The sequence below is a fragment of the Pseudomonas cavernicola genome (assembly GCF_003596405.1).
Taxonomy (GTDB): Bacteria; Pseudomonadota; Gammaproteobacteria; order Pseudomonadales; family Pseudomonadaceae; genus Aquipseudomonas; species Aquipseudomonas cavernicola.
Genome location: NZ_QYUR01000003.1, coordinates 237984 through 263465 on the forward strand (window position 1 = coordinate 237984; position 25482 = coordinate 263465).

At 61.7% G+C, this 25482-nt stretch carries 21 protein-coding genes and 1 pseudogene; 19 read left to right on the forward strand and 3 right to left on the reverse strand.

The genetic code is table 11. The annotated features are described in order from the left end of the window. Positions 1–180: 180 nt before the first annotated feature. Positions 181–1431: an NHL repeat-containing protein gene (locus D3879_RS15445; protein WP_158592092.1), complete on the forward strand. Its 1251-nt coding sequence runs from the start codon at positions 181–183 to the stop codon at positions 1429–1431. 178 nt (positions 1432–1609) lie between these two features. Here the strand turns inward: D3879_RS15445 and D3879_RS15450 are convergent, their stop codons facing one another. Beyond that, positions 1610–1834 carry a carboxymuconolactone decarboxylase family protein gene (locus D3879_RS15450; RefSeq protein WP_420800930.1) on the reverse strand — a complete coding sequence of 75 codons (225 nt, stop codon included), beginning with the start codon at positions 1832–1834 and terminating at the stop codon, positions 1610–1612. A 21-nt stretch (positions 1835–1855) separates the two neighbouring features. Between D3879_RS15450 and D3879_RS27110 the strand changes: the two are divergent. Beyond that, positions 1856–2071, forward strand: a pseudogene (locus D3879_RS27110) (amino acid permease); the annotation flags it as partial. 164 nt (positions 2072–2235) lie between these two features. On the opposite strand, the gene D3879_RS15460 reads toward D3879_RS27110, so the two are convergent. Then, positions 2236–2706 carry a YbhB/YbcL family Raf kinase inhibitor-like protein gene (locus tag D3879_RS15460; protein WP_119955193.1) on the reverse strand — a complete coding sequence of 157 codons (471 nt, stop codon included), beginning with the start codon at positions 2704–2706 and terminating at the stop codon, positions 2236–2238. A gap of 1140 nt (positions 2707–3846) precedes the next feature. Here D3879_RS15460 and D3879_RS15475 point away from each other — a divergent pair. The 16 genes from D3879_RS15475 to D3879_RS15550 all read left to right on the forward strand — a co-directional run bounded on the left by D3879_RS15475 (position 3847) and on the right by D3879_RS15550 (position 23358). Beyond that, entirely contained in the window at positions 3847–4980 is a 1134-nt protein-coding gene (locus D3879_RS15475) for a WD40/YVTN/BNR-like repeat-containing protein (RefSeq protein ID WP_119955196.1), read from the forward strand. After that, positions 4980–5243: a MoaD/ThiS family protein gene (locus D3879_RS15480; RefSeq protein ID WP_119955197.1), complete on the forward strand. Its 264-nt coding sequence runs from the start codon at positions 4980–4982 to the stop codon at positions 5241–5243. The genes D3879_RS15475 and D3879_RS15480 overlap by 1 nt, the downstream gene beginning before the upstream one ends. Before the next feature lie 364 nt (positions 5244–5607). Continuing rightward, positions 5608–6384 (forward strand): hypothetical protein, encoded by a 777-nt coding sequence (locus D3879_RS15485; RefSeq protein ID WP_119955275.1) that lies wholly within the window; start codon positions 5608–5610, stop codon positions 6382–6384. Positions 6385–6474: 90 nt separating this feature from the next. Continuing rightward, positions 6475–6672, forward strand: a complete 198-nt coding sequence (locus tag D3879_RS15490; RefSeq protein WP_119955198.1) for a hypothetical protein — start codon at positions 6475–6477, stop codon at positions 6670–6672. Positions 6673–6781: 109 nt separating this feature from the next. Next, on the forward strand, positions 6782–7759 hold the full coding sequence (locus tag D3879_RS15495; protein ID WP_119955199.1) for a SphA family protein: 978 nt from the start codon (positions 6782–6784) through the stop codon (positions 7757–7759). A 173-nt stretch (positions 7760–7932) separates the two neighbouring features. Further along, on the forward strand, positions 7933–9000 hold the full coding sequence (locus D3879_RS15500) for a hypothetical protein (RefSeq protein WP_420800931.1): 1068 nt from the start codon (positions 7933–7935) through the stop codon (positions 8998–9000). 57 nt (positions 9001–9057) lie between these two features. Next, positions 9058–10035 (forward strand): AAA family ATPase, encoded by a 978-nt coding sequence (locus D3879_RS15505; RefSeq protein ID WP_119955200.1) that lies wholly within the window; start codon positions 9058–9060, stop codon positions 10033–10035. Positions 10036–10069: 34 nt separating this feature from the next. Then, positions 10070–11023: a DUF58 domain-containing protein gene (locus tag D3879_RS15510; protein WP_119955201.1), complete on the forward strand. Its 954-nt coding sequence runs from the start codon at positions 10070–10072 to the stop codon at positions 11021–11023. Then, on the forward strand, positions 11020–11553 hold the full coding sequence (locus D3879_RS15515) for a DUF4381 domain-containing protein (RefSeq protein ID WP_119955202.1): 534 nt from the start codon (positions 11020–11022) through the stop codon (positions 11551–11553). Before D3879_RS15510 ends, D3879_RS15515 begins: the two co-directional genes overlap by 4 nt. Then, the gene (locus D3879_RS15520) at positions 11540–12541 is read left to right on the forward strand and encodes a vWA domain-containing protein (RefSeq protein ID WP_119955203.1); all 1002 of its coding nucleotides are present in this window, start codon (positions 11540–11542) and stop codon (positions 12539–12541) included. The genes D3879_RS15515 and D3879_RS15520 overlap by 14 nt, the downstream gene beginning before the upstream one ends. Beyond that, positions 12542–14149 carry a VWA domain-containing protein gene (locus D3879_RS15525; RefSeq protein ID WP_119955204.1) on the forward strand — a complete coding sequence of 536 codons (1608 nt, stop codon included), beginning with the start codon at positions 12542–12544 and terminating at the stop codon, positions 14147–14149. Continuing rightward, a complete protein-coding gene (locus D3879_RS15530; protein WP_119955205.1) occupies positions 14146–15489 on the forward strand; it encodes a BatD family protein in 1344 nt (447 codons plus the stop codon). Before D3879_RS15525 ends, D3879_RS15530 begins: the two co-directional genes overlap by 4 nt. Beyond that, positions 15486–16505, forward strand: coding sequence for an HAD family hydrolase (locus D3879_RS15535; protein ID WP_119955206.1), 1020 nt, complete (start codon positions 15486–15488; stop codon positions 16503–16505). Before D3879_RS15530 ends, D3879_RS15535 begins: the two co-directional genes overlap by 4 nt. A 111-nt stretch (positions 16506–16616) precedes the next feature. Then, on the forward strand, positions 16617–18209 hold the full coding sequence (locus D3879_RS15540) for an arylsulfatase (RefSeq protein WP_119955207.1): 1593 nt from the start codon (positions 16617–16619) through the stop codon (positions 18207–18209). A gap of 109 nt (positions 18210–18318) precedes the next feature. Continuing rightward, positions 18319–20862, forward strand: coding sequence for a fused MFS/spermidine synthase (locus D3879_RS15545; RefSeq protein ID WP_119955208.1), 2544 nt, complete (start codon positions 18319–18321; stop codon positions 20860–20862). Between the two features lie 132 nt (positions 20863–20994). Next, complete coding sequence (locus D3879_RS15550; RefSeq protein ID WP_119955209.1) at positions 20995–23358, forward strand: tetratricopeptide repeat protein; 2364 nt, start codon at positions 20995–20997, stop codon at positions 23356–23358. 39 nt (positions 23359–23397) lie between these two features. On the opposite strand, the gene D3879_RS15555 is transcribed toward D3879_RS15550, so the two are convergent. Beyond that, positions 23398–24486 (reverse strand): helix-turn-helix domain-containing protein, encoded by a 1089-nt coding sequence (locus D3879_RS15555; RefSeq protein ID WP_119955210.1) that lies wholly within the window; start codon positions 24484–24486, stop codon positions 23398–23400. A 75-nt stretch (positions 24487–24561) separates the two neighbouring features. Between D3879_RS15555 and D3879_RS15560 the strand changes: the two genes are divergently transcribed. Then, the gene (locus tag D3879_RS15560) at positions 24562–25479 is read left to right on the forward strand and encodes a LysR family transcriptional regulator (protein ID WP_119955211.1); all 918 of its coding nucleotides are present in this window, start codon (positions 24562–24564) and stop codon (positions 25477–25479) included. Positions 25480–25482 lie beyond the last annotated feature (3 nt).

Here is a 25482-nt window from a genome sequence, read left to right on the forward strand (position 1 = left end):
GGTAACGATTCCCTATGGCGTTTCTCCTGTTTGGAGCGAAAAGGACCTAGACGAAACGCCATGACGCATACCTGCAGTCCCTCGCCAGCACGACGGAATGGAATCGCGGTCGGGAAGGTGCTGTTTGCAAGCTTGTGTTTGGTCCTGCTGGCACTTACAGAAAGGCCGGCGCACGGGGTCTTGCTCACCGAGACGACATGGGGTGGGGCTGGAGCCGAAGTCGCAACCGCTGTCGCCACGGCCGCCGACGGCAGCGCGTACCTCGTCGGCTCGACGGATAGCTTTGCCGTCGACGAGTTTAACCAGCCCGCGACGCGGATGTTCATCGTCAAGCTCTCGAATGGAGCGGTCGTCTGGCAGCGGATCTGGAACGGCCCGACCATCGTCGGGGTGACGAATACGTCAGTGGCGGTCGCTGCCGACGGTTCAGTTTACGTGGCCGGCATCACCGCAGACGGTGGCGGAAACGCCGTGTTGCTGAAATTCGATCCGGACGGCACCCTGCTCTGGGAGCGGGCCTGGGGCGGTACCGAGTCCGATAGCGCCGGCGCGGTGGCGACGCACAGCGACGGCTCAGTCTACGTCGCGGGCCGGACAACCAGCTTCGGCCCGAGCTCCGCCGGGGTGTTCGTCCTGAAGTTCGATCCGACGGGCGCTCTTGTCTGGCAACGGTACTGGGACGATGCCGCCGGCTTCGAGGCGATGGCCGTCACGCCGGACGGCAGTGTCTACGCGGCCAGCTCGAAACTGCGGGGAGGCAATCTTGCCCAGTTCGACGTGATGGTGCTGAAGCTGACGGACGCGGGCGCCCTGGTCTGGGCACGGACGTACGGGGCAGGCGAGGTCGTGGATGCGCGCGGCGGAATGGCCGCCGCCGCGGATGGGTCCATCTACACCGCTGGCGCCATCCAGGCGGCGAAGGGCGGCATCGTCGGCATCTCCGCGCTGGTCCTGAATATCGGCTCCGATGGCAGCTTGTTGTTCGGCAAGGAATGCTGCACCAAGGACGGCGACACCGGTGAAGGCATCGCGGTGGCGCCCGACGGCTCGGTTCTTCTCGCCGGAACGACGACGGCGTTGGGCGTCGGCTTCCAGGATGCATTCGTCGCGCGCCTGGAATCGACGGGCAAGAAGGTGACGGCCGCGGCAACCTGGGGTGGCACCGGCTTCGAGACCGGCGGCGGGGTCGCGGCTGCGGCCGACAACACGGTGCGGCTTGCGGCGACGACGAGCCAGGGCCCGCCGTATTCGCTGCTGGCGGCGTCGCTGAAACTGTCCGCGCCGAAATTCACCGTCGCGACCCCTGCGGGAGCGCTCGTGGATCCGGGAGGCACGGTTTCGACTCCGCCACACGGGGCGTCCGAACCGGCCGGCAGCACGACCTACAGCGGAAACTTCGAGGCGGCACTCATCTGGCTCACGCTGCCGTAACGGGCCAGCGTCGCCAGACGGAGGGTGGATAACGCCTTTTTTATCCACCGGCTCTCACGCCCTCCCCGACTACCCAAAGGTAATGAGCTAGCCAGGACGACCGTAGGGTGGAAAACCGCTGCGCGGATTTTCCACCCTACGGGGTAGGTGTTTTTTCGCCATCAATCACATCGTCCGCCTAGCTCACGGCCGCGACGACGGTCGGGAAACCGATCGTGCTGGTGAGTGAGATCAGGCTGTGATGGATCTGCTCTGGCGTAGCGCCTGCCGCCAGCGCCCGCCTGACATGACTGTGCACTGCGCCCTCAGAACGGGTCGCCGCCGCCGCGCCGAGCTGAACCAGCTGGATGACTTGCTCGTCCAGCGGGCCGGCGTGATGCACCGCAGCGCCCAGCGCCTCCACGGCATCGAAGTATTCCGGATACTGCTGCTTGAGGCGCTGATCTTCGTCATCGGCATCCAGCCGCCGAACGATTGGGCGCTGTACATCACCATCGGTTTTCTGATCCTGACCGCCATTGTCTGGTTCGCCCTTGAAGCGCGCCGTTTCCAGGGCCCACCCATAGGCGAAATAATCGCCAAGCGTCAGGCGGAAATCGCAGCCGTTGAAGAGGCTTTGAATAAGCAAGCTGGAAGCTAATCGCCACAGCTATGAAAAAAACGGGGCGCTCAGCGCCCCGTTTTGTCATGAAGCCCGGCAACTTCCAGATAGTTCGATGGCTTTGCTGGGTTACGGCTAGGCCTAACCCACCCTACGGTCGGCCAACAGGATTGGGCGGGAAGTCTTCAGGGCTTCCTTAATCCTCACCTCGTTTTACGGTAGGTGCCGATTAGCTCGGCCTGTGCCAGGACATGGCCGCGCATTGCGCTTTCGAGTTGGGCCTTGGTGGGCTGCCCCAGGTCCGGCAAGACGGTGTCCAGCGCATAGAGCTTGTGAAAATACCGATGGGTGCCGATAGGCGGACAGGGGCCACCGTAGCCGGTTTTCTTCCAGTCGTTGAGCCCTTGCAGCGTGCCGGGCGGTAGTGCTTGCAGGTCTTCAGCCAGCTCCGTCGTGGCCACGGGCAAGTTATAGAGCACCCAATGGACCCAGGTCATCTTTGGCGCCGCAGGGTCCGGCGCGTCCGGGTCGTCCATGATCAGCGCCAGACTCTTGGTGCCTGACGGTACACCGCTCCAGGCCAACGGCGGAGAAACATCTTTGCCTTCACAGCTGTAGAGCGCCGGAATCGGACCTTGGGCATGAAAAGCGGGAGAGTCGAGCATGAATGGCATGACCGTTACCTCTTTTTGAAGTGAGTTTGACAGCAGACTTGATACCGTGCACGGGCTAGCTCCGCTGTCCCCGATAGCAAGCACTATAGCCGCGCCACGGCGAACCAACGCAGTTCGAGGCGGCGAGCTAAAGAGCGCACGCTGATTAATCTGATCGCTCCCATGCTCCAGCGTGGGAGCGCAGCTGAGGGCGCTCCGCGTCCAAGCAGCCCGAAGTAGAGCCACATGGACGCTGGAGCGTCGAGGGCTGCATTCCCACGCAGAGCGTGGGAACGATCAAAAACCAAGGCAGTTCGAGGCGGCGAGCTAAAGAGCGCGCGCTGATTAATCTGATCGCTCCCATGCTCCAGCGTGGGAGCGCAGCTGAGGACGCTCCGCGTCCCAGCAGCCCAACGCAGAGCCACATGGACGCTGGAGCGTCGAGGGCTGCATTCCCACGCAGAGCGTGGGAACGATCAAAAACCAAGGCAGTTCGAGGCGGCGAACTAAAGAGCGCGTACTGATTAATCTGATCGCTCCCATGCTCCAGCGTGGGAGCGCAGCTGAGGGCGCTCCGCGTCCAAACAGCCCGATGTAGAGCTACATGGACGCTGGAGCGTCGAGGGCTGCATTCCCACGCAGAGCGTGGGAACGATCAAAAACCAAGGCAGTTCGAGGCGGCGAGCTAAAGAGCGCACGCTGATTAATCTGATCGCTCCCATGCTCCAGCGTGGGAGCGCAGCTGAGGGCGCTCCGCGTCCAAGCAGCCCGATGTAGAGCCACGTGGGCGCTGGAGCGTCGAGGGCTGCATTCCCACGCAGAGCGTGGGAACGATCAAAAACCAAGGCAGTTCGAGGCGCCGAGCTAAAGAGCGCACGCTGATTAATCTGATCGCTCCCATGCTCCAGCGTGGGAGCGCAGCTGAGGGCGCTCCGCGTCCCAGCAGCCCAACGCAGAGCCACATGGACGCTGGAGCGTCGAGGGCTGCATTCCCACGCAGAGCGTGGGAACGATCAAGATCACTACGCCTCTTATCGCTTTTATCGCTCCGGTTCAGCACCCGTGCAGGGTGGTGACACGACGCTAGTCGGGTAGTCACAAGCCCCCAGCGTTCGTGGCCTAAAATCCTTCAGTCAGGTTCTTGCCAAGGAGAGAGTTGCCATGAGTGCTTCTATCCACCTCTGGATTGCGACCCGCAAAGGCCTGTGGCGACTGTCCGGCACCGCGGAGCGGCGCCATTGGGACTTGTCCGGGCCGCACTTCCTCGGTCACATCATCCACCACGCGCTCACCGACCCGCGCGACCGCAACGTGGTGCTGGCTGCGGCCCGCACCGGCCACCTCGGGCCGACCGTGTTCCGCTCGAGCGATGGCGCCGACAGTTGGCAGGAAGCGCAGACGCCGCCCGCCTTCCCCGTCGAGCCGAACGGCCGGGTGCTCGACCATGTGTTCTGGCTTACCCCCGGCCACGCCTCGGAACCCGACGTCTGGTACGCCGGCAGCACGCCGCAAGGCCTGTTCCGCAGCACGGACGGCGGGCGCAACTGGGTGGGGGTGGATGGTTTTAACCAGCACCCGAGCTACCGCGCCTGGGCCGGCGATCCGAACGAGGGGCCACCGGGCGGCGCCAAGCTGCACTCCATCTTGGTCGACCCACGTGACGCCGGGCACCTGTACGTCAGCCTGTCCGCCGGAGGCACCTTCGAGTCCAGTGACCGCGGCGAATCCTGGCGCCCGCTCAACCGCGGCGTACGCGCCGACTTCCTGCCCGAGCCGCCACCCGGTGGCTACCACGAATACGGTCACGATCCGCACTGCGTGCGTCTACACCCCGCCGCCCCGGATCGGCTGTACCAGCAGAACCACTGCGGCGTGTTCCGTCTCGACCGGCCGGCCGAGACCTGGCGCGACATCGGCGCTAACCTGCCAACGCCGGATGGAGCGCGCTATGACATCGGTTTCCCGGTCGGCCTGCACCCGCGCGACCCGGATACGCTGTGGCTGTTCCCCATGGACGGCAGCGACGTCTGGCCGCGCGTGTCGCCGCTGGGGCGGCCGGCCCTCTATCGCTCGCGCGACGGCGGCGAATCCTGGGCACGGCAGGACTCGGGGCTACCCGTCGAACAAGCCTGGTTCAACGTCAAGCGCCAGGCACTCAGCGTGGATAGCTTCGACCCAGTCGGCGTCTACTTCGGTACCAGCAGCGGCGAGGTCTGGGGCAGCGCGGACGAGGGCGAACTCTGGACCTGCCTGGTGCGCAACCTCCCGGAAATCTACGCGATAGAGGCTTGCTGATGCAGTTACACCTACCCACCCACGTGCAGAGCTACACCGGCGGGGTCGCCGAACTGGCCCTACCGGACGCGCCTACGTTGACCGCGCTGTTCGTCGAACTGGACGCGCGCTACCCCGGCTTGCGCTTTCGTGTCGTCGATGAACAGGGGGCGCTACGCCCGCACTTCAAACTGTTCGTCAACGGCGAGATCGAGCGGGCGATGAGCGCCCCGCTACCGGCTGGGGCGGAGGTGATATTGGTCGCCGCACTATCGGGCGGTTGAAGCGCGTCTGTGACGGTGGCATTCGAGTACAGGGCGAAAGATCACAGTTATCCAGACAATATTGGCAATCGGAAGTGTAATTATGCTCAGCGAATTAATGTTCAAACTTTAAGGCGCTTATTTTAGAAGGCGCCATCTAAGTGCCACTACAGGCAGCCACACAGATAACCAATCCGCCACTGCCTATTGCTCAAAATGCGCGAGTTAGAGCATTCTTTTCGCCAGAAAAAAGTTTGTTTACGAATTTAGGTCGACTACTATTTCATGCAATTCATATAGATAAGCTGTCGAGTTAGTTGATTTTCGCGCAATGTATTAGTCGCTTTTACTCCAAGGAAGGATGGTTATGTTTAACGCTAATCGGATGCGGCTACCGCTTTTGCTCTCGGCAACATTGCTCTGCAATGATGTGGTTCTGGCGGATAACGCCGAGGTCGCGAACAAAGCCAACAACCCTCTGAATGTCGCGCCCTCGCTGAACTTCCAGGACTACTACACGCCTGAACTCTATGGCTCGGATGCCCATACCAACGACTTCTTGGTGCGCGGCACTCTCCCCATCCTGCCGAACGACTTGGTTGGCGTGCCGCAAATCCTGCGTGTCACAGCGCCTGTCAGTACCCGCCCCGACCCGCATCAGGGCTACAGCACAGGCCTTGGTGATATCAACCTGTTCGATATCTTCTTGCTCAAGCAGCAAGGTGTGCAATTGGGTGTAGGTCCACTGATCACCGCGCCGACTGCCGAGTTCGACGAACTGGGTACTGGCAAGTGGCAAGGCGGTCTTGCTGCTGTCGCTATCGATTCCTCACCACGCGGCCTGATTGGTGGTTTGGTGCAATGGCAGAAGTCTTTTGCGGGCGATGATCAGCGTGATGATGTCGAAAGCGCGACCTTCCAACCCTTCTTCATCCATAACCTGCCCAAGGGCTGGTATCTGCGCTCGACGGGCACCTGGACCTTCGATCTAGAAAAAGACACTTACTACATCCCGGTTGGCTTGGGTGCCGGCAAGGCCTGGAAGGCTGGCACTAATATCTTCAATGCGTTCATCGAACCGCAGTGGACCGCCTTCCATGACGACGATGGCCTGCCACAATTCACGGTATTTGCGGGAATCAACGTCACATTCGGTAAATAAATTCGCTGCTCAGATTACAGGATGTGTTTACCGGTACCGACGAATGACACCGAGCTGGAAAAATAACGCTCTACCAGAAGGACTCTGGATATGGACATGCGCATCAACAAACTCTACAGCGCCCTAGCACTCGCCGGCGTATTGGCTATCGGCAGCTCGCTACTTGGCCCTACGGTTTTTGCAGCAGACAACGTGCCCGGTCCGGTTGCCGGCACCAAGGTCACGGAGGCCTATGCCCGTGCCCAAACCAGAAGTGACCAATGGGCAATGGAAACTGCCACTGCTTGAGCAAGTAAATTAACTGCTATGTTTTGGGGCCATGCCTGGCCTCAAAGGCAGGTAGAGCTAAAACGATCAAGTAGAACTTCGTTAGCTGCCAAATACCAGGAGCAATCGCATGTCTCGCATCCCATCTCTAAAACGCCTGGTCGCCGTGCGACTCGTCACTGTGCTCGTCACGGCCTGCAGCCCCTTAGTGTTGGCGGACGAAGGCGGCATCAGCTTCTGGCTACCGGGCCAGTTCGGCGCGTTGGCGGCAGTGCCAACCAAGCCCGGCTGGAGCCTTCCGGTGATCTATTACCACGTCAGCGCGGATGAGAGCGCTGATAAGGCCTTCCCGCGCGGTGGGCGTGGCCGGGTTACTGCCGGCGTGGATGCGAAGGCCGACCTGCTGTTCGCTGGGCCAACCTACACCTTCGCCGAACCGTTGCTGGGTGGCCAGGCGGCGCTTTCGATGGTCGCCGCCGTGGGGCGCTCGGAAGTCGAAGTCGATGCCACGCTCACCGGCCCGCGCGGCCGGACAATCTCGACGGGAGTCAGCGACAGCCTGAAAGGCGCCAGTGATCTCTACCCGCTGGCCACCCTGAAATGGAACCAGGGCGTGCACAACTTCATGGTCTACGGCATGGGGAACTTGCCGGTCGGCGCTTACGACCCCGACCGGTTGGTCAACCTCGGGCTCGGCCATGCCTCCATGGATGCCGGCGGCGGCTACACCTACTTCGACAAAAAGAACGAGTTCTCCGCAGTAGCGGGCATGACTTACAACTGGGAAAACACCGACACCGACTACCAGAACGGCATCGACGCCCACCTCGACTGGAGTGCCTCGCACTTCGTCACGGAGCAGACCCACCTCGGGCTGGTCGGCTATTTCTACCACCAGGTTACCGGCGATGACGGCAGCGGCGCCGTGCTTGGCGACTTTAAATCGCGGGTCAGCGCCGTGGGCCCGCAAGCCGGGCATTTCTTCACAGTCGGCAAGGAACTCTGGTACACCAACCTCAAGGGCTTCTACGAGTTCGATGCAAATAACCGCGCGGAAGGTTGGAACCTCTGGCTGACCATGGCCATTCCCCTTGGCGGCGGCGAATAAGGACGGCACCTTGGCCCATTCGGAGGCACTGCGGCTAAGCAGTGCCAGCGCACGCCGTTGACCGACCTTTTGCCCTTCACCCGAGTTATCACCCGGTTTCCCGGTGGGCTTCTTGTGCGATTTTAGGTTCAGTTCCTTTCTTTGAGTTTGAGTTTGAGTCACAAGGAGAAACCATGAGTGTACGTGACGATATCCTCGGTTTGCGGTCCAGCATCGGTCTCGCCCTCTGCATGCAGTTGCTGAGCGCTGCGGTTAACGCTGCCAGCAGCCTGCCCGAACTGGGCAATCTGCCTGGCCCGCAGGCGGCCACGGCAGATGCGGAGACCTGCCAACAGCTGCAACAGAACTTCGATATCGATCTCAAGGAAGTGGTCAAAGCCGGCTGTAAGCCTTCCGACCAGCAGATTTCCAAGTTGATGGACAACCCAGTCGGCAACCTGGTGCTGCTGTTCAACCAGTACGACTACACCGCGCTGAAAGGGCCGAACTCCAACGGTACTCGTTACCTGGGCCGTTACAGCTTCATGCCGACCTTTCCCATCAGCCTGGGCGAGGATTGGAACCTGATCAACCGTATCCCGATGGCATACGTCAGCGCACCGATCAACCAGGATGCCGGCAATCTGGCCGGACTGAGCCCTAACGAAATACTCGCCTCCCCGGACTTTCACTCCGTGGTGCAAGACCCCTTCGAGCGCACCAGCGGTTTCGGCGACCTGGGCTATGTGGGTGTCGCCTCGCCGAAGGCGCCGATCAGGCTGGATAACGGCGCCAAGCTGGTCTGGGGGGTGGGCGCCACGGCGCTGTTCCCCACCGCCAGCGAGGATGTGCTCGGCCAGGGCAAATACTCGCTTGGCCCCACGGCGGTGCTGGCCTACATGAGTGAGGATTGGCTGCTCGGCGCATTCCCCCAGCACTGGTGGTCGGTGGCCGGCGACGATGACCGCAGCGACGTCAGCCTGACCAACCTGCAATATTTCATTCAGCGGGTTATTCCCGGGGATGCCCAGTGGCACGTTGGCATGTCGCCTAACGTCACCGTCAACTGGAAGGCCGAGAGCGGCAACCAGGTGACCTTCCCGATTGGCCTGGGTGCCTCGCGACTGGTCAAGCTTGGCGACCTGCCGATACGCATCGGCGCGGAGGTTCAGTACTCGGCCATTCACCCTGACGATCAAATCGCCAGCCGCTGGAATTTCCGCCTGACTATCGTGCCGGTCATTCCAACCTTCCTGTTTTAAAACCGCTGCACGTGTTTAAAACCGCAGCACTTGGACAAGCCTCGACAAGGAGAATCAATGAGCGCTCGTGACGATATTCTCGCCCTTCAAGCCAGCATTGCTCAGGCAGTACTCGGCCAGGATGAGGTGATCCGTCAGGTCGTGTTGGGCCTGCTCGCCAACGGTCACCTGCTGCTGGAAAGCCTCCCCGGCCTGGCCAAAACGCGCACGGTGAAAGCGCTGGCCAAGCACCTGGATGCAAAGATGAGTCGCATCCAGTTCACCCCTGACCTGCTGCCCTCGGACATCACCGGTGCCGAGGTGCTCAATCAGGTCGATGGCCGCAACGAGATCCGCTTCCAGCCTGGCCCTTTGTTCGGCAACGTGATCCTTGCGGACGAGATCAACCGCGCCCCGGCCAAGGTGCAATCGGCGCTGCTGGAAGCCATGGAAGAACGGCAGATTACCGTGGCCGGCATCAGTCACTCGATGCCCGACCTGTTCATGGTGCTGGCGACACAGAACCCGATCGAGCAGGAAGGTACCTATCCCCTGCCGGAAGCACAGATGGATCGCTTCCTGATGAAGGTACTGCTGGGCTATCCCAAAGCGGAAGACGAAAGCCTGGTATTGCGCATGCTGCGCGCCGAGGAGCAGGCCAGTGGGCATGGCAAAGCCGCTGCCGATGCCCAACTGGCACAGGCGGCTATCTTCGCCGCCCGCCAGGAAGTCAGCAGCATCCATGTTTCCGAGGCGATCGACTGTTACCTGATCGACCTGATCAATGCCACCCGCCATCCAAGCCCGTACGACGCTGATCTAGCCCGCTGGATCAACATTGGCGCCAGCCCGCGCGGCGGCATTGGTCTGGATCGCGCCGCGCGCGCTCATGCCTGGCTAGAGGGCAATGACTTCGTCTCCCCAGACGACGTTCGCGCCGTGGTTCACCCCGTACTCCGTCATCGCCTGCTGCTCTCTTACGACGCTGTCGCCGACGGCGTGAGCGCCGATCAGGTGCTCGATCGTTTGCTGGATAAAGTGGCCATACCTGTCTGAGCGAATTGGGGTTAAGCGAAACATGGAGGGCAAGATGCAAGAGCAACGGCAGGACGCGGACGGTTTCGTCTATGTCTCCCTGGCCCAGTTAATGGCCGTGGAGCACCGCACACGCGGCCTGAGCTTTTTTGCCCGGCAGCCGTTGTCGAGCATTCTTGCCGGCAATCACAGCTCACGCCTGCGCGGGCGCGGTTTGAATTTCGACGAGCTACGGCGCTACCAGCCCGGCGATGACCTGCGTCACCTCGATTGGCGCGCCTCCCTACGCTATGGCAAGCCCTTCGTCCGTGCCTTCACCGAAGAGCGCGACCGCCCGGCGCTGATCATCGTCGACCAGCGCATGACGATGTTCTTCGGCTCCCGTCGCAGCTTCAAATCCGCCACGGCCGCCGAACTGGCAGTCCTCTGCGCCTGGATGGTATTTCACGCCGGCGACCGGGTTGGCGGCCTGGTGTTCAACGACAGCCAGATCGAACGCATAACCCCAATACGCAGCCGCACCCGTGTCGAGGCGCTATGCGCCAGCATCGTCGGGCAAAACCACGCACTCTCTGCCAGCCAGCCGGAAGCCGAAAGCGCTGACGCCCAGATCGACAAGGTGCTGCAACACACACTGGCCATGGCCGGCCACGATCACCTGATCTGCATCATCAGCGACTTCGCCGGCGCCGGCCCACGCACCTTGCAGTTGCTGCGCGAACTGTCGGCCCACAACAACGTGATCGCCATGCAGGTTTACGACCCACTGGCCCTGAAACTGCCAGAAAAAGGCCGTTTGATGGTCACCCAGGGCGAGTTGCAAGTTGAGTTGGCAGTGGATCGGCGGCAGGTCCGCCAGCCACTCGGCGACTTTTTGACTGGCCGCTTGAAAGACGTAGCCACCCTGCTCCGCCGTAGCCAGGTGCCACTGATGATGTTCAGCTGCGGAGAAGAGCCCCTGGAGCAACTGCGGCGTGAAATGGGCCGTCTCAATGGCGCTCCACGATGAGCGCGGCCACGACTACAGCTGCAGCAGCTGCAGCAGCACCCGCCAGCCTGGATCAGCTCAAGGAACTGGCGTTGCCCGCACCGTCGGTTAGTTACCTCCCGCAGACCTGGGGCTGGCTGGTGTTGCTGATCGTTCTGCTGGCCGCCCTGGGTATCTGGTTGGGTCTTCGGTGGTGGCATTGGCAGCGCAACCGCTATCGCCGCGAAGCCCTCGCCCGCCTCAATGAACTGGAGCACAGGCTGAGCGATGCAGAGCTGCGCATCGCGGCCCTGCGCGAACTACCGGAACTGCTCAAGCGCGTGGCCCTGTCCATGCCCGAGCAGCCGGACGTGGCAACCCTGAGCGGCGAGCAGTGGCAGGCATTTCTGGCAAAAACCAGTGCCATACCCTTGCCGAAAGACTTCAGCCGGCAGTTGGCAAACCTCGCTTACGCCCCGGCAAACCAGCTGCGCAGCCTTTCCAGCACTGAGTGCAGCACACTCGTGGCCCTGAGCCGCAGCTGGGTGGAGACACACCATGTGGCAGCTTGATTACCCCTGGCTGCTGGTTTTGCTGCCGCTGGCGCTACTCGGTTATCGCTATCTGAACGAATACCGCGAGGCCCGCAGTGCTGTGCGTGTGCCCTTCTTCACCGCCATGAGCCGCGCGATAGGTCAGACGCCGAGCCAGTCCGGCGCACGCGGCAGCAACTGGCAACTGTTGCTCAACCTGCTGGTTTGGGCGTTGCTGGTTGTGGCAGTCGCACGCCCAGTCTGGGTCGAAAAACCCATCGAACAAACCCAGCCGGTGCGCGACCTGATGCTGGCCATCGACATCTCACAGTCGATGGAGGCCACCGACTACACCAATGCCAATGGCCAGCGGGTGGATCGCCTGACTGCGGTGAAACAGGTGGTGCAGGGCTTTATCGACAAACGTAAGGATGATCGCCTCGGCCTGATCGTGTTCGGTACAGGGGCCTATCCGCAGGCGCCGCTGACGCTCGACCATGCCAGCCTGAGCATTCTGCTCGATGAGATAGGCATCGGCATGGCCGGGCCAAACACCGCGATCGGTGACGCAATCGGCCTGACTATCAAGATGTTGGAAAGCGCCCAAGAAAAGGACAAGGTGCTGATTCTGCTCACCGACGGCAACGACACCGGCAGCGCCATTCCGCCGCAACATGCCGCCGAGATGGCCGCCAACAAAGGCATCGTCATCCACACCATTGGCATCGGCGATCCGCAAGCCACGGGTGACAGCAAGGTCGATCTCGATGCGCTGCAGCAAATTTCCCGCAGCACTGGCGGGCGCTTCTTCCGTGCCGAAGACAGCGATGCCCTGAATCAGGTCTACGCCACTCTGGACAGCATCACGCCGCATGAGGTGCAGAAGCTCAGCCACCAACCCAAACGCGACCTGTTCTGGATTCCGCTCGGTGCGGCAGTTGGCCTGCTTGCGCTTTATCACCTGATCGCCGCGATGCGCGGCAGGGCTTCCTGGACCGGCAACCCCAGCCGGTCGCAGGAGACTTAAATGGAAATCGACCTGAGCGCTTTCCACTTCCTACGTCCGCTCTGGCTGTTATTGGTCATCGTCGGGGCTTTGTTGCCGCTGGCCTGGCGTCGCAGCCAGGATCTGGAACGACGTATCGGCGGCAGCATCGCACCGGCCCTGCTGCGCCATCTAGTGATCACCCCCGAGGACTCGCAACGCCTGCGCCCGGCGCACTTGGCCGGCGCGCTGCTGTGTCTGGGCGGCATCGCGGCGGCTGGGCCGACCTGGGAGCAGGATCGCCCGCCCTTCCTGGAGAATCGTGCGCCACTGATTGTGGCGATCGATCTATCGCCCTCGATGGACGCCAACGATGTGCCGCCGACCCGGCTCGAAGCGGCCAAGCACAAGATGCACGATCTCATCCAGCGTCGCGCCGGCGCCCGTACCGGGCTGATCGCCTATGCCGGTAGCGCCCATTTGGTGCTGCCGGCCACAGAGGACCCGGCGCTGCTCGATAGCTTTCTCCAGGCGTTGTCCACCGACCTGATCGAAAGCCCCGGCAAAAACGCTCTGGCCGCGCTTGATGAAGCCAAACGCTTGATCGCCGCCGAGAAAGTACCGGGCACCCTGGTGCTGGTGACCGATGGCGCCGATACCACGCAACTCGATGCACTCAACAAGAGCCTGGAAAGCTCGGATCTTCAACTGTTGATCCTCGCGGTCGGCAGCCAGGATGGCGGCCTTATCCGCGACGCCCAGGGCCAGCCAAGGACCGACGCCAACGGCAAGCCGATTCTCGGCAGGTTCGATGAACAAGGCCTGAAAAAGCTCGCCGATGCCACGGATGCGCCCTTGGGTAGCCTGACCCTGAACACCGACGACCTCGACTGGATCGAGTTGCACGCACAAAAACACTTCCAGAGCGCCAGCAACGGCAACCAGGAAATTCACTGGAAAGACGCTGGCTACTGGCTGTGCTGGCCGCTGTTGTTGCTCGCCTTCTTCTGCGTGCGACGCGGCTGGAGCGTCAACTGGGTCGCCGGTCTGCTGCTGGGCTTCTGCCTAGTCGGGGGCCTTGGCCTGCCAACTGGTCCGGCCCATGCCGGGGTAGTTGCCGATGCGTTCCTCACCCCGGATCAGCAAGGCCGCTGGGCTTTCGAACACGGGCACTTCCCACAGGCCGAAGCACACTTTCAGGCTCCCTACTGGAAAGGCCTGGCCGCCTATAACGCGGCCGACTACGAGGCCGCACTGGCCAGCTTCGCCCGCCTCGACACTGCGCAGTCCTACTTCTATCTAGGCAACAGCTACGCCCGCTTGTACAAGCTGCCCGAGGCAATCGCGGCTTATGGCCAGGCACTCAAGCTACAGGCGCAGTTCCCCGAAGCCACGACCAACCTGGCACTGGTTACCGAGCTCTATAAAGAGCAGCAAGAAGAGGGAGAAAAAGCGCCGGACGAGAAGGCCGACAAAGAGCAATTCGACAACAAGACCGGTAAGGGCAAGACCGAGCAGGTGCAGGTGCCGAAAACGCCATCGGACGAACTCTGGCTACGCAACCTGAACACCTCGCCGGCAAAGTTCCTCAAGCAGAAGTTCAGCCTGCAGGACGCCGCGCAGAAAACCCGCACAGGAGTCCAGCCATGAAGCGCCTGCTGCTAGTACTCTGCTGCCTCTGGCCACTGCTGGCCAGCGCCGCGCCGAAAGTGCTGGTGGAGGCCCGCATCACTCCGGCCGGCACCGCAGTCGTTGGCAGTACCCTGCACTTGGAAGTGGATGTGCTGGTCGATACCTGGTTCACCGCCGCGCCACAGCTACCGCCCCTACAACTGTCGGGCGCGCTGGTCACCCCTCCGGGCGGCGAGGCAGTGCACCTCACTCAAGTCCGCGACGGTGAAACCTTCTTCGGCCTGCGCTACACCTACCTGATCACCCCCACGCAGGCGCAGCCCTACAGCATCCCGGCGCTGTCGATCAGTGTACAAGCGGGCCAAGCCAGCGCGCCGCTTACCGTACAGAGCCAGCCGCTAAGCTTCATCTCCAGCCAACCGGCAGGCGTCGCACCAGGGCAAAATTTGCTGGTGGCGCAAACAGTGAAGCTCGATCAGCAGGTGAGCCGCTCGGCCAATCCGTTGAAAGTCGGCGACAGCATTACCCGGCAGCTAACGACCGAAGCCGTGGGCGCACAGGCGATGTTGATCCCGCCGCCAGAGTTCGCCGAAGTGAAGGGGCTCAAGCGTTACCTGAAAACCCCGCAGGTCAGTACCTTGGGCAATGGCCGCGGAGATGTCAGCGGAGGCCAACGCAGTGACTCGGTAACTTATGTAGTCGATCAGCCTGGGCATTACACGCTGCCCGCGATCGAGCTGAAATGGTGGGATGCCAGCGCCAATCGAATACGGACCAGCACAGTCCCGGCGCTAGAGGTTGAAGCCTCGGCCAATAGCGCTTACCAAGCGCCCTTTTCCATCGCCGATGACCTCAGACAACTCGGCCAACAAACCCGCGTCCGACTCTCCCGCCATTGGCTGGCGTTGGCTGCATTGCTGCTGTTTGGCGGCGCGCTGCTGTACTGGGGTCGGCCTGTGTTGCTCCAAGGCCGTAGGGTTTTGCTCGCTTGGCGTGAAACTCGGCAGCAGGCTTATCTGAGTTCGGCGACCTATGCCTGGCAGCAGGTATCGGGCGAACTCAACGGCCAGCCGCCACAGCTCAGCGCACTCTACCTCTGGGCCAAACGCAGTCAGGGCGCGGAGGGTTTGCAGCACCTAGCCGATGATTTGACGCCAACATTAAAAAAACAACTGCTAGGCTTTCTCGAGAGCTGCTACGGTGCCGCACCTCAGCTTCAAAATGCTCTGCAGAGCCTGCGCCAGACGCTTCCAGCCCTGCATCGACAAGTACAGCAACAGCGTCCACAGCCAGCGGCAAAACATGGCCTTGCGCCACTAAACCCACGGCAACCACTACTCGCTAAGGAAGGCCAATGATCAAGCACTCCATACCAACTCTTCGCCTGCGCTGGCTTACTCTGCTGCTGCTTTGGCCGCTGTTGCTGCAAGCGGCCGAGCCACTGTCCTCTTGGAATGAGGGCCCATCGAAGAAGGCCATCACCGAGTTCGTGCAGACTGTCACCACGCAAGGCTCCAAGGACTTCGTCGCACCCGCCGAACGCATTGCCGTGTTCGATAACGACGGCACCCTGTGGAGCGAGCAGCCGATGTACTTCCAAATCCTCTTCGCCCTCGACGAGGTTAAACGGCTGGCCCCGCAGCACCCGGAGTGGAAGGAGCAGCAGCCGTTCAAGGCGGTGCTCGAAGGCGACCAGAAGGCCCTGACCGAGAGCGGCATGGACGGGCTGATCAAGATAGTCGGGGCCACCCACACCGGCATCAGCACCGAGGCCTTCACCGCCAACGTGAAAGCCTGGCTGGCCAAAGCCGTACACCCGAAAACCCATAAGCCTTACACCGAGATGGTCTACCAGCCGATGCTGGAACTGCTCGATTACCTGCGCGCCAACGGCTTCAAGACCTACATAGTCTCCGGTGGCGAAGTGGCCTTTATGCGCGCCTGGACTGAAGAGGTGTATGGCATTCCGCCGGAGCAGGTGATCGGCACTACCTTTGTCACCCAGTACCAGTACAACGACGGCAAACCGCAGATCCTGCGCACCCCGAAACTGGCCCACAACGATGACGGCCCGGGCAAACCGGAAAGCATCGATACGATCATTGGCCGCCGGCCGATCCTCGCCTTCGGCAACTCCGATGGCGACCAGCAGATGCTGCAGTGGACGGCTGCCGGCACGGGCAAGCGCTTCATGGGCCTGGTGCACCACACCGACGGCAACCGCGAAGTGGCCTACGACCGCGAGTCCAAGGTCGGCAAACTGGACAAGGCGCTGGATCAGGCCAAATCGGATAACTGGACGCTAGTCGACATGGCGAAGGAGTGGCAGCGGGTTTATAGCTTTGAGCCCGTCACAAAAGAGCAACAGCAGTAACCGAAGGTGAGTTTATGACCAGACATACGTTGGTCAGAGAACTTCGTAGTTTTCGGTAGGAATCCGAAAGGTCGCCGGTAGCGACTACAGACAGTGCAATGGAGGTCAGGTATGACTCGCACGAAACAATGGCTCCCCACGCTTGCCCTCGCGGCGGCGTCGCTAGTGGGGATATCAACGCTTGCTACGGCTGCGGAAAAACCGAACATCCTGGTGATCTTCGGCGATGACATCGGCCAGACCAACATCAGCGCCTATTCCATGGGCGTGGTCGGTTACAAGACCCCGAACATCGACCGCATCGCCAAAGAAGGCATGATCTTCACCGACTACTACGCCGAGAACAGCTGTACGGCGGGTCGCTCGTCCTTCATCACCGGACAGTCGCCACTGCGCACCGGTCTGTCCAAGGTCGGTGTGCCGGGTGCCCCGGTAGGTCTGCAGAAAGGTGACATCACCATCGCCCAGGCGCTCAAGGCGCAAGGTTATGCCACCGGCCAGTTCGGCAAGAACCACCTTGGCGACCGTGACGAATACCTACCGACCAACCATGGCTTCGACGAGTTCTTCGGCAACCTCTACCACCTCAACGCGGAAGAAGAACCCGAGCGTCCGTACTGGCCAAAAGACGACGCCGCCTTCGTCAAGGCCATGTCGCCGCGCGGCGTGATCCACTCCTTCGCCGACGGCAAGATCGAGGACACCGGTGCGCTGACCACCAAGCGCATGGAAACCATCGACGACGAGACCACCGCAGCAGCACAAGCCTTCATCAAGAAGCAGGTCGAAGCCGACAAACCGTTCTTCGTCTGGATGAACACCACGCGTATGCACCTGTTCACCCACGTACGCGAGTCGATGAAGGGCCAAAGCGGCATGCCCGGCAACGAGTACGCCGACGGCATGCTCGAGCACGATGGCGATGTCGGCAAGCTGCTGAAGACCCTGGACGATCTGAAGGTCACCGACAACACCATCGTCGTCTACACCACCGACAATGGCCCGAACCAGTTCTCCTGGCCGGATGCGGCAACCACGCCGTTCCGCAACGAGAAGAACTCCAACTGGGAAGGCGCGTTCCGCGTACCGGCAATGGTTCGCTGGCCTGGCAAGATTAAGCCGGGTGAAGTCTCCAACGAGATGTTCTCCGGCCTCGACTGGTTCCCAACCCTGCTGGCCGCCGCTGGCGATACCTCCGTTAAGGATCGTCTGCTGAAAGGCTGGGCGCCCACCTCCGGTGGCACCACCTTCAAGAATCACCTCGACGGTTTCAACCAGTTGGACTACCTGACCGGCAAGCAACCGAAGAGCGCCCGCGACGAGTTCTACTACTTCAACGACGACGGCGAGCTGGTCTCGATGCGCTTCGGCAACTGGAAAGCGGTGTTCTGCGAGCAGCGCGCGCCAGGCGGCTTCCAGGTCTGGAGCAACCCCTTCACCTGCCTGCGGATACCGAAAATCTTCAACCTGCGCATGGACCCCTACGAGCGTGCCGATGTGGTCTCCGACCAGTACTACGACTGGGTCACCAAGAACGCCTACCTGACCGCTGTAGCGACCATGAAGGCCGCAGCCTTCCTGGAGACCTTCGTCGCCTATCCGCCGAGCCAGAAGCCCGCCAGCTTCAGCATCGACCAGGTGCGTAAGGCCGTGGATGCGAAGATCGAACAGGAAATGGCAGCGAAAGCCGCACAAAAACAGTAGAACCGTAAAAAATCAGGCCGCATGCCCCGCCGGGTATGCGGCCTGATCTTCTTTTGGGTTAGCGTGCTGACCCAAAAGAAGATCAGGCGCCCAGACGAGAACCGACTACATGCTTTCAGCGGCAAATTCATCACGGCGCACCAGCGCAGCAAACTCTGGGGCGAGTGCTAAGCGGGTATCGACCCTTAGCGGTTTTGCCATCCCCGCCCTGCTTTTCGCCTCAGGCACGGCAGCGCTTATCTATCAGGTTTTGTGGATCAAACAGCTCTCGTTGGTCGTTGGCGTCGAGGTTTACGCCATCACCACCGGCGTCAGCGCCTTCTTCGCCGGCCTAGCTCTGGGTGGGTTCGTTTTCGGCCGCAGGGCTGATCATGTCGAGCGCCCTTTGCGCTTGTACGCACTACTCGAAGTCGCTGTGGCCGCGCTTGGCATCGGCGCGACGTTCGGTCTGGCCAATGCGGCGGGTCCTTTTGCGATAGTGGAGGCCCGTGCCGGTTTGCTCGCTTGGGTGCTGCCCTTCGCGTTGGTGGGTATACCGGCCCTGCTGATGGGCGGCACGTTGCCGGTATTGATTCGCGCCCTCGCGCCGCAAGCAGGGCAAATGGGTGCAGCAGGTGGTCGTTTGTACGCGGCGAATACGGCTGGCGCCATTGCTGGGGCCTTGCTAACCGCTTTCTTGCTGATCCCCATGCTCGGTGTGCGTGGCACCGCCTTTGCCGCGGCAGCGCTCAACCTGATTGCCGCTTTCAGCGCCTTTGCCCTCAACCACCGGGCAGCGCCTCGCCCTGTTGCCGACTTACCGGCGATCGCGCCACGCCGCACAGCGCATGCACGCCTGGCCATCCTCCTCTATTCACTCGCCGGCGGCATTGCTCTGGGCTATGAGGTGGTCTGGTCGCAGTCCATCGTGCAGTTCATGAGCACCCGCAGTTTTGCCTTCTCCGTGGTGCTGGCGACTTATCTGGCCGGCCTCGTGATCGGCAGTGCGCTCTATGCACGCTGGGCTGATCGGATTCGTGATCCCTGGGGCGTTTTTGCCGTCCTGATCGCCGCGGCCGGGCTCCTTGCACTGCTTGAGATCAGCGTTCTAGGGCGCTGGCTGGTGCTCTTGCAGACACAGGTTGAAGCCCTCGTGCTGGCCTTGACTGGCAATGAACTCGCCGGCATGTCCAGCCGTTTTGCCGTCGCTGCCGCCTGCATCGTTTTCCTGCCGACCATACTGCTCGGCGCCGCCTTTCCGGTGGTATTGCGCATCGCGGTAGACGCCGGCCATGTCGGCCGCGACGTGGGCATGGTCGTCGCACTCAACACCCTCGGTGGCATCGTCGGGACGATGCTCACCGGTTTCGTCCTGGTGCCAACTCTTGGGCTTGTGCATACGCTCGCGGCACTGGCCATCTTCGCCGCCGCGATTGGTATCTTTGCAGTACTGCGCGGCCAGGGGGTTAAGCGCGGCACGCGCCAGGCCGCAGTGGCGATTGGCATAGCCGCGATTATCGGCGCCATATTCACCCCCACGGATCGTCTCGCGGATCTACTCCCCGGAGCTCGCAACGGCACGCTGGCATTCTACGAAGAGAGCCAGGGCGGTACAGTCGCGGTCGTCGAGCAACGACGCGGGCAAAGCCAGTTCAAGCGGCTCTATATCCAGGGCGTTTCCAATACCGGCGATGCGATGCCTTCGCTGCGCTATATGCGCCTGCAGGCGCTTCTGCCGCTGATCACCCAGCGCAATGAGCCGCGCTCGGCGCTGGTGATCGGCCTCGGCACCGGCATTACTGCCGGTGCGCTGCTGCGCTATCCGCAACTGGACACGCGGGTGGTCGCAGAGTTGCTGCCAGCAGTCGTGCGTGCCGCACCGCTGTTCCAGGGCAATTTCGGCGCAGCATCGGACCCGCGCCTCGAAATCCGTGTGCGCGACGGTCGTCGGGAATTGCTGCGCAGCACCGAGCAGTACGACCTGATTACGCTTGAACCACCACCACCGTCGGCCGCCGGGGTCGTAAACCTCTATTCGAGCGATTTCTATGCATTGGCGGCGCAACGCTTGCACTCCGGTGGCCAGCTCGCCCAATGGCTGCCACTGCCGACCCAGAACGACGAGGACACACGCTCGCTGGTGCGCAGTTTCCTCGATGTCTTCCCGCATGCGGCGCTGTGGACCACCGAGTTTCACGAGATGCTGTTGATCGGCTCGTTCGAACCGCTCGAACTCGATGTGCCCCGCATTGCCGCACGCTTCGAGCAGCCTGAAGTGGCCGGTGCTCTGCGCGAAGTCGGGATCGCCTCCCCGGCCGCCTTGCTCGCGACCTGGATTACCGATCGCAACGGCCTGGAACGTTATGCTGCCGACGCCTTGCCGGTGACCGACGATCAGCCACGCATCGAGTACGCGCCCTGGGTACGCAGCAATGAAATCGGCCGTGTTCTGCCACAGCTGCTGGCACTGCGCAGCGATCCGCCACTGCGCGATGCCGACGAGGCCTTCAGCACCAAGGTGGCCGATCAGCGCGAGCGTCTGCTCAGGTTCTACGGCGTGGGGTTGCACGCCTATGGCGGCGAACGCGAGGCCTGGGCGCGCGATATCAAGCAAGTCATGCGAGACGACGGTGGCAATCCTTACTACCGCTGGTTTCTCGGCGCAGGACCATGAATGCTGCTCAGTACCGCCCCACTAGCCCAGGTGATGCCTGGGCCGCCCTTATGCGTTATTTGACAGCTCGACGCCCCTCGCCGAAGCTGCGCCTAACCGTGAAATCAGCTCGCCAGAACATCGGAAGTTTGCATGCCGAAGCATAAGAAAAGCCCTGTTACCGCTCCTCTAACGACACCCACTAAGCGCTCATTCAGTCACATTTACCTGATCCTTGCCGGCCTATTGCTGCTGGTGACTCTGGGCATTTGGCTGTTCCTCCAGCGCAGCACGCCGCAGGCTGTGATTGCCCCAGCCACCGTAGCCACTCCGCAGGCGGCCAAGCCCATCACCACGCCTGCAAGCTTTGTCGATGAGACTCAGTGCCAAGGCTGCCACAGCGAGCAAGTCAAGGACTGGCAGGGCTCGCACCACCAGATGGCCATGCTCCCGGCCGCCAACGGTAACGTGCTCGGCAACTTCAACGCCGTGACTTTCAAAGGCGAAGCAGAAACGACGCGCTTCACCCAGCGCGATGGCGCGTACTGGATCAACACCCCAGGTCCGGATGGCAAAGCGGCCGACTTCAAAGTCGCCTACACCTTCGGCATCGAACCCCTGCAGCAATACCTGATCGAGATGCCTGGCGGGCGTTTGCAGGCCTCGGGCGTTGCTTGGGATACGCAAAAGAACCAATGGTTCGAGCTCTATCCAGGGCAGAAGATCGACTTCAAAGACGACTTGCACTGGAGCAAACCGACACAGAACGCCAACTTCATGTGCGTTGAATGCCATACCACCGATTTCAAACGTAACTTCGATGCCAAGACCAACAGCTTCGCCAGTCACTGGCAAAGCCTTGGTGTGGGTTGCCAGAGCTGCCACGGCCCGGCGTCAAAGCACTTGGAATGGAGTGCGACGAAAAAGCCTGCAAAAGACCAAGAAACCGCTAAAGGCTTCGACGTATCACTGCTTAAGACGAATGCCACCACCCAGGTAGAAACCTGCGCCCGCTGTCATGCGCGCCGCGCGCCGCTGGGCGATGGTTTCCAGCACAAAAACCGGCTGATGGACGACTACCTGCCCAGCGCCCTCACCCGTGAACTCTATGAGATCGACGGCAAGATCAAGGAAGAAGTGTTCGAGTACGGCTCCTTCACCCAGAGCAAGATGTTCGCCAAGGGCGTGACTTGCACCGACTGCCACAATCCGCACAGCAACGAACTGAAAGCACCGGGTAATGGCGTTTGCCTGCAATGCCACAACCCGTCCGGCAAGCCAGCCCGCGAGGGGATCGACGGCAGTGGCTTGCAGGCCAAGAACTATGACTCGCCCGAGCACCACAAGCACAAGGTCGGCCAGGCCGGCTCGCAATGCGTCGACTGCCACATGCCGGGCAAGCTGTACATGGTCAATGATTATCGCCACGACCACAGCTTCAGCATTCCTAACCCGGCACACGTGTCGAAGCTCGGCAGCACCGATGCCTGCCTCGGTTGCCACCGTGAAACCTCCAGCAGCAAGGTCGCCCAACAATTCAAGCTCTGGTACGGCGAAACAGCGGTTCACGATGGTGGCTATGCCGACGCCTTGCATCAAGCCCGCAATGGCCTGCCCGGTGCCGCGCGCATGCTTAAGCAGCAGTTGGAACGCACCGATCTACCCGCTATCCGGCGTGCCACTTTGCTAGCTGAGCTACCCAACTATCCCAGCCAGCGTTCCCTTGAGCTGGCGGCGGTTGCGCTGAACAACTCCGCACCGCAGGTTCGTGAGGCCGCAATCGATGTGGTTAGTGTCCTTAGCCCCGCGCAGCAGCAAATAGGGTTGCTCACACCGCGGCTTAGCGACCCGGTACGTGCAGTGCGTATCGCTGCCGCCTGGCAACTCGCGCAGCTTCCGGAACAGGACCGTGCGCCGATTGCCAAGCTCTGGCAGCCGGTTATCCGCGAGTATGAAGACGTGCAAAACAGCCTGAAAGAACGCGCAGAGGCCAACCTCAATCTGGCCATGCTGTATCAAAACACCGGTCGCATAACGCTGGCCGAGCCTGCGCTGCGCGATGCACTGCTGCGTAACCCGGACTTCCTGCCGGCGGTCGTTACTCTGGTTCAACTGCTGGACGCTCAGGGCCGCACCAATGAAGCGCGTCAGCTGCTGGAAGAAAACCTGGCCCGGCATCCAGACGCCGCCTTGCTGCAACACACCCAAGGCCTCGCCCTGGTTCGCCGTGGCGAGCCTGACAAGGCCCTGCTAGCCCTACGCAAAGCCGCCCAACTGGCCCCCGAGAACCCGCAGTTCAGCTTCGTGTTGGCCATCGCGCTACATGACAGCGGGCAGCAAGAGGCAGCCCGCAAACAGTTGGAAGACTTGCTCAAACGCCAGCCGACCAACCGCAACGCACGCTTGGCGCTGATCAGCTACTGGCATGAGGCAGGGCAGATGCAGGAGGTTCAGGTGCTACAGGCTGAGCTTGAGCAACAAAACCCGGATGATCCAGAGCTGCAACAAACCCGCTGAAAATCGTCGCAGGCAAGCCTGATGTTGGCGGCTTAATGCCTATCTGTAGGGTGCGTCACCCAAACGGGCGCACTCTACAGATGATCGGCAAGACCCAACCAACAGCAAGCGCTCACGATAGTTGCCCGGCGCACAGCCAAACCAACGCTGACAAGCGCGGGCGAAGCTCTGCACGTCGCCATAACCCAGGCGATCGGAGATTTCCGCCAAGCCCAGTTGCTGTTCGGCCAACAGATCCTCGGCGTAATAGCGACGGTATTCGTCGAGCATTTCCGAAAAACTCCAGCCCAACGCCTTGAGGCGACGCGCCGCGGTGCGCTCAATCAGGTGCTGGGTGCTGCAGAAGTCACTCAGCGCCGGGCCTTGCGCCAGATGGCTGCAGATATAGTCGGCGACCTCGTCGAGCAGGCTGCGCTGGCTGTGTGCACGCGACTGCTCCAACAGCGTGACCAGTGTTTCCTCTAGCACTTGGTTACCCGCGGTCAGCGGCAGGCTGAATAGCGCCGGATCGAGATGCACTGCGAGACAGGGCTGCCCCCAATGCACAGGTACGTGCAGCACTTCGGTGTAAGGCCTGCAGTCTGCTGGCTGCGCCTGCGGCAATGACACGGCGAAAATCGGATCGTGCTCCACGCCGCTGGCAATGAACTTGCGGCGGATCAGCCCGCAAATACCGATCAAGGTGTAGTCCGCGCTCTGTACGCCGGAGCGTAACGTGCCCGGCTCCACCAACCGCAGCTGGATACTCCCGCCGGCATGCAGCACCTCGGCGCGCAGGTGACCGTTGAAAAAGGGGAAGTGTTCGCAGAAATATCCGCAGGCGCTTTCTAGCGTGCCCGCAGCATCGAACAGGTAGGTCAGGCCGTTGGTCAACGTTGAGGTGAAGCGCCGGCCAGCCAGCAAGCCCAGCATCGGATCGCCGCTGGTTTCCAGCGCCAACGCCCAGAAACGCCGGGAAAGAAACAGCGGCGCTCGTGAGAATGGTGTGCGCAACTCGAAGGTACTGCGGCGCAACTCCCCTTCAATGCGTTCCAGCGCTATGCCGCGGGCAAGCAGCTCCTCAATCGCCGGCAGAATGGTCGGCGTATAGAAGGCGTTGGCTAGAACCGGCTGATCGTTTTTTGTCATGTACGGCTGAACGCTTACGGGGTGGCCAAGGGTAGCCTAGGGACCTTACGTAAAGCCTTACCCTGGAGCAAGCCGGTGCTCGACCTGCGCGATCTCGACCTGAACATTCTGTTGGCCTTCGACGCCATCTATAGCCAGTGCAGCATCACCCGTGCGGCTGACGTGATGGGCCTGTCACAGCCAGCAATGAGCAATGCGCTGCGCCGTTTGCGCCTGGTGTGCAACGATCCGCTGTTCATCAAAACCCATCTAGGCGTGACGCCGACATTGACGGCCCATCGCCTGGCCGAGCATGTGCGCGGCGCGTTGAGCAGCCTGCGTGAAGGCCTGCGGGTGATCCCGGCGCAGAACCAGGAACCCAGCCAGGTACTGCGGATCAGTTGCCTGGACTGCCTGCAGCCGCTGTTGCTCGATGCACTGCTCGACCGGCCCGGCACCGATTGGCAGGTACGCTACTACCAGCCACACCGGCGCGAGGCACTCGCTGAACTGGCGAGCGGCAAACTGGATATTTTGATCGACATCGACCAGCCCATCTCGCAACTGGCCGGCCTGCGCAAACTGCCCTTGTTCAGCGACCACTATGTATTCGCCCACGGCGCCGCTCTGGCACATGTGCCGCAGAGCCTGGAGGAATACCTGGCGGTGCCACAAATCCAAGTTTCCAGCCGTCGCGACGGGCTCAGCCCAGTAGATCTGGAGCTGGGTCTCAAGGGCCTGAAGCGCAACCTGGCACTGACCCTGCAAAGCTCGCTGGCAGCACGCCTGATCGCCGATCAGCACCCCTTCGGCCTGACGCTACCGAGTCGAGTGGCCAGCGCGCTTGGGCTAGACCAGGCACCGCTGCCCTTGGCGCGGCCGATAGCACTGACGCTGAGCCTGTACGTCGACGCCAAATACCGCCGCGATCGTGTTCGTGAGCAGCTCGTGGAGCGCCTGGTCACGCTGTTCCAATCCAGCGAAAGCGCAGCTGAAGAGAAGCGTCTGGCCTAGGCT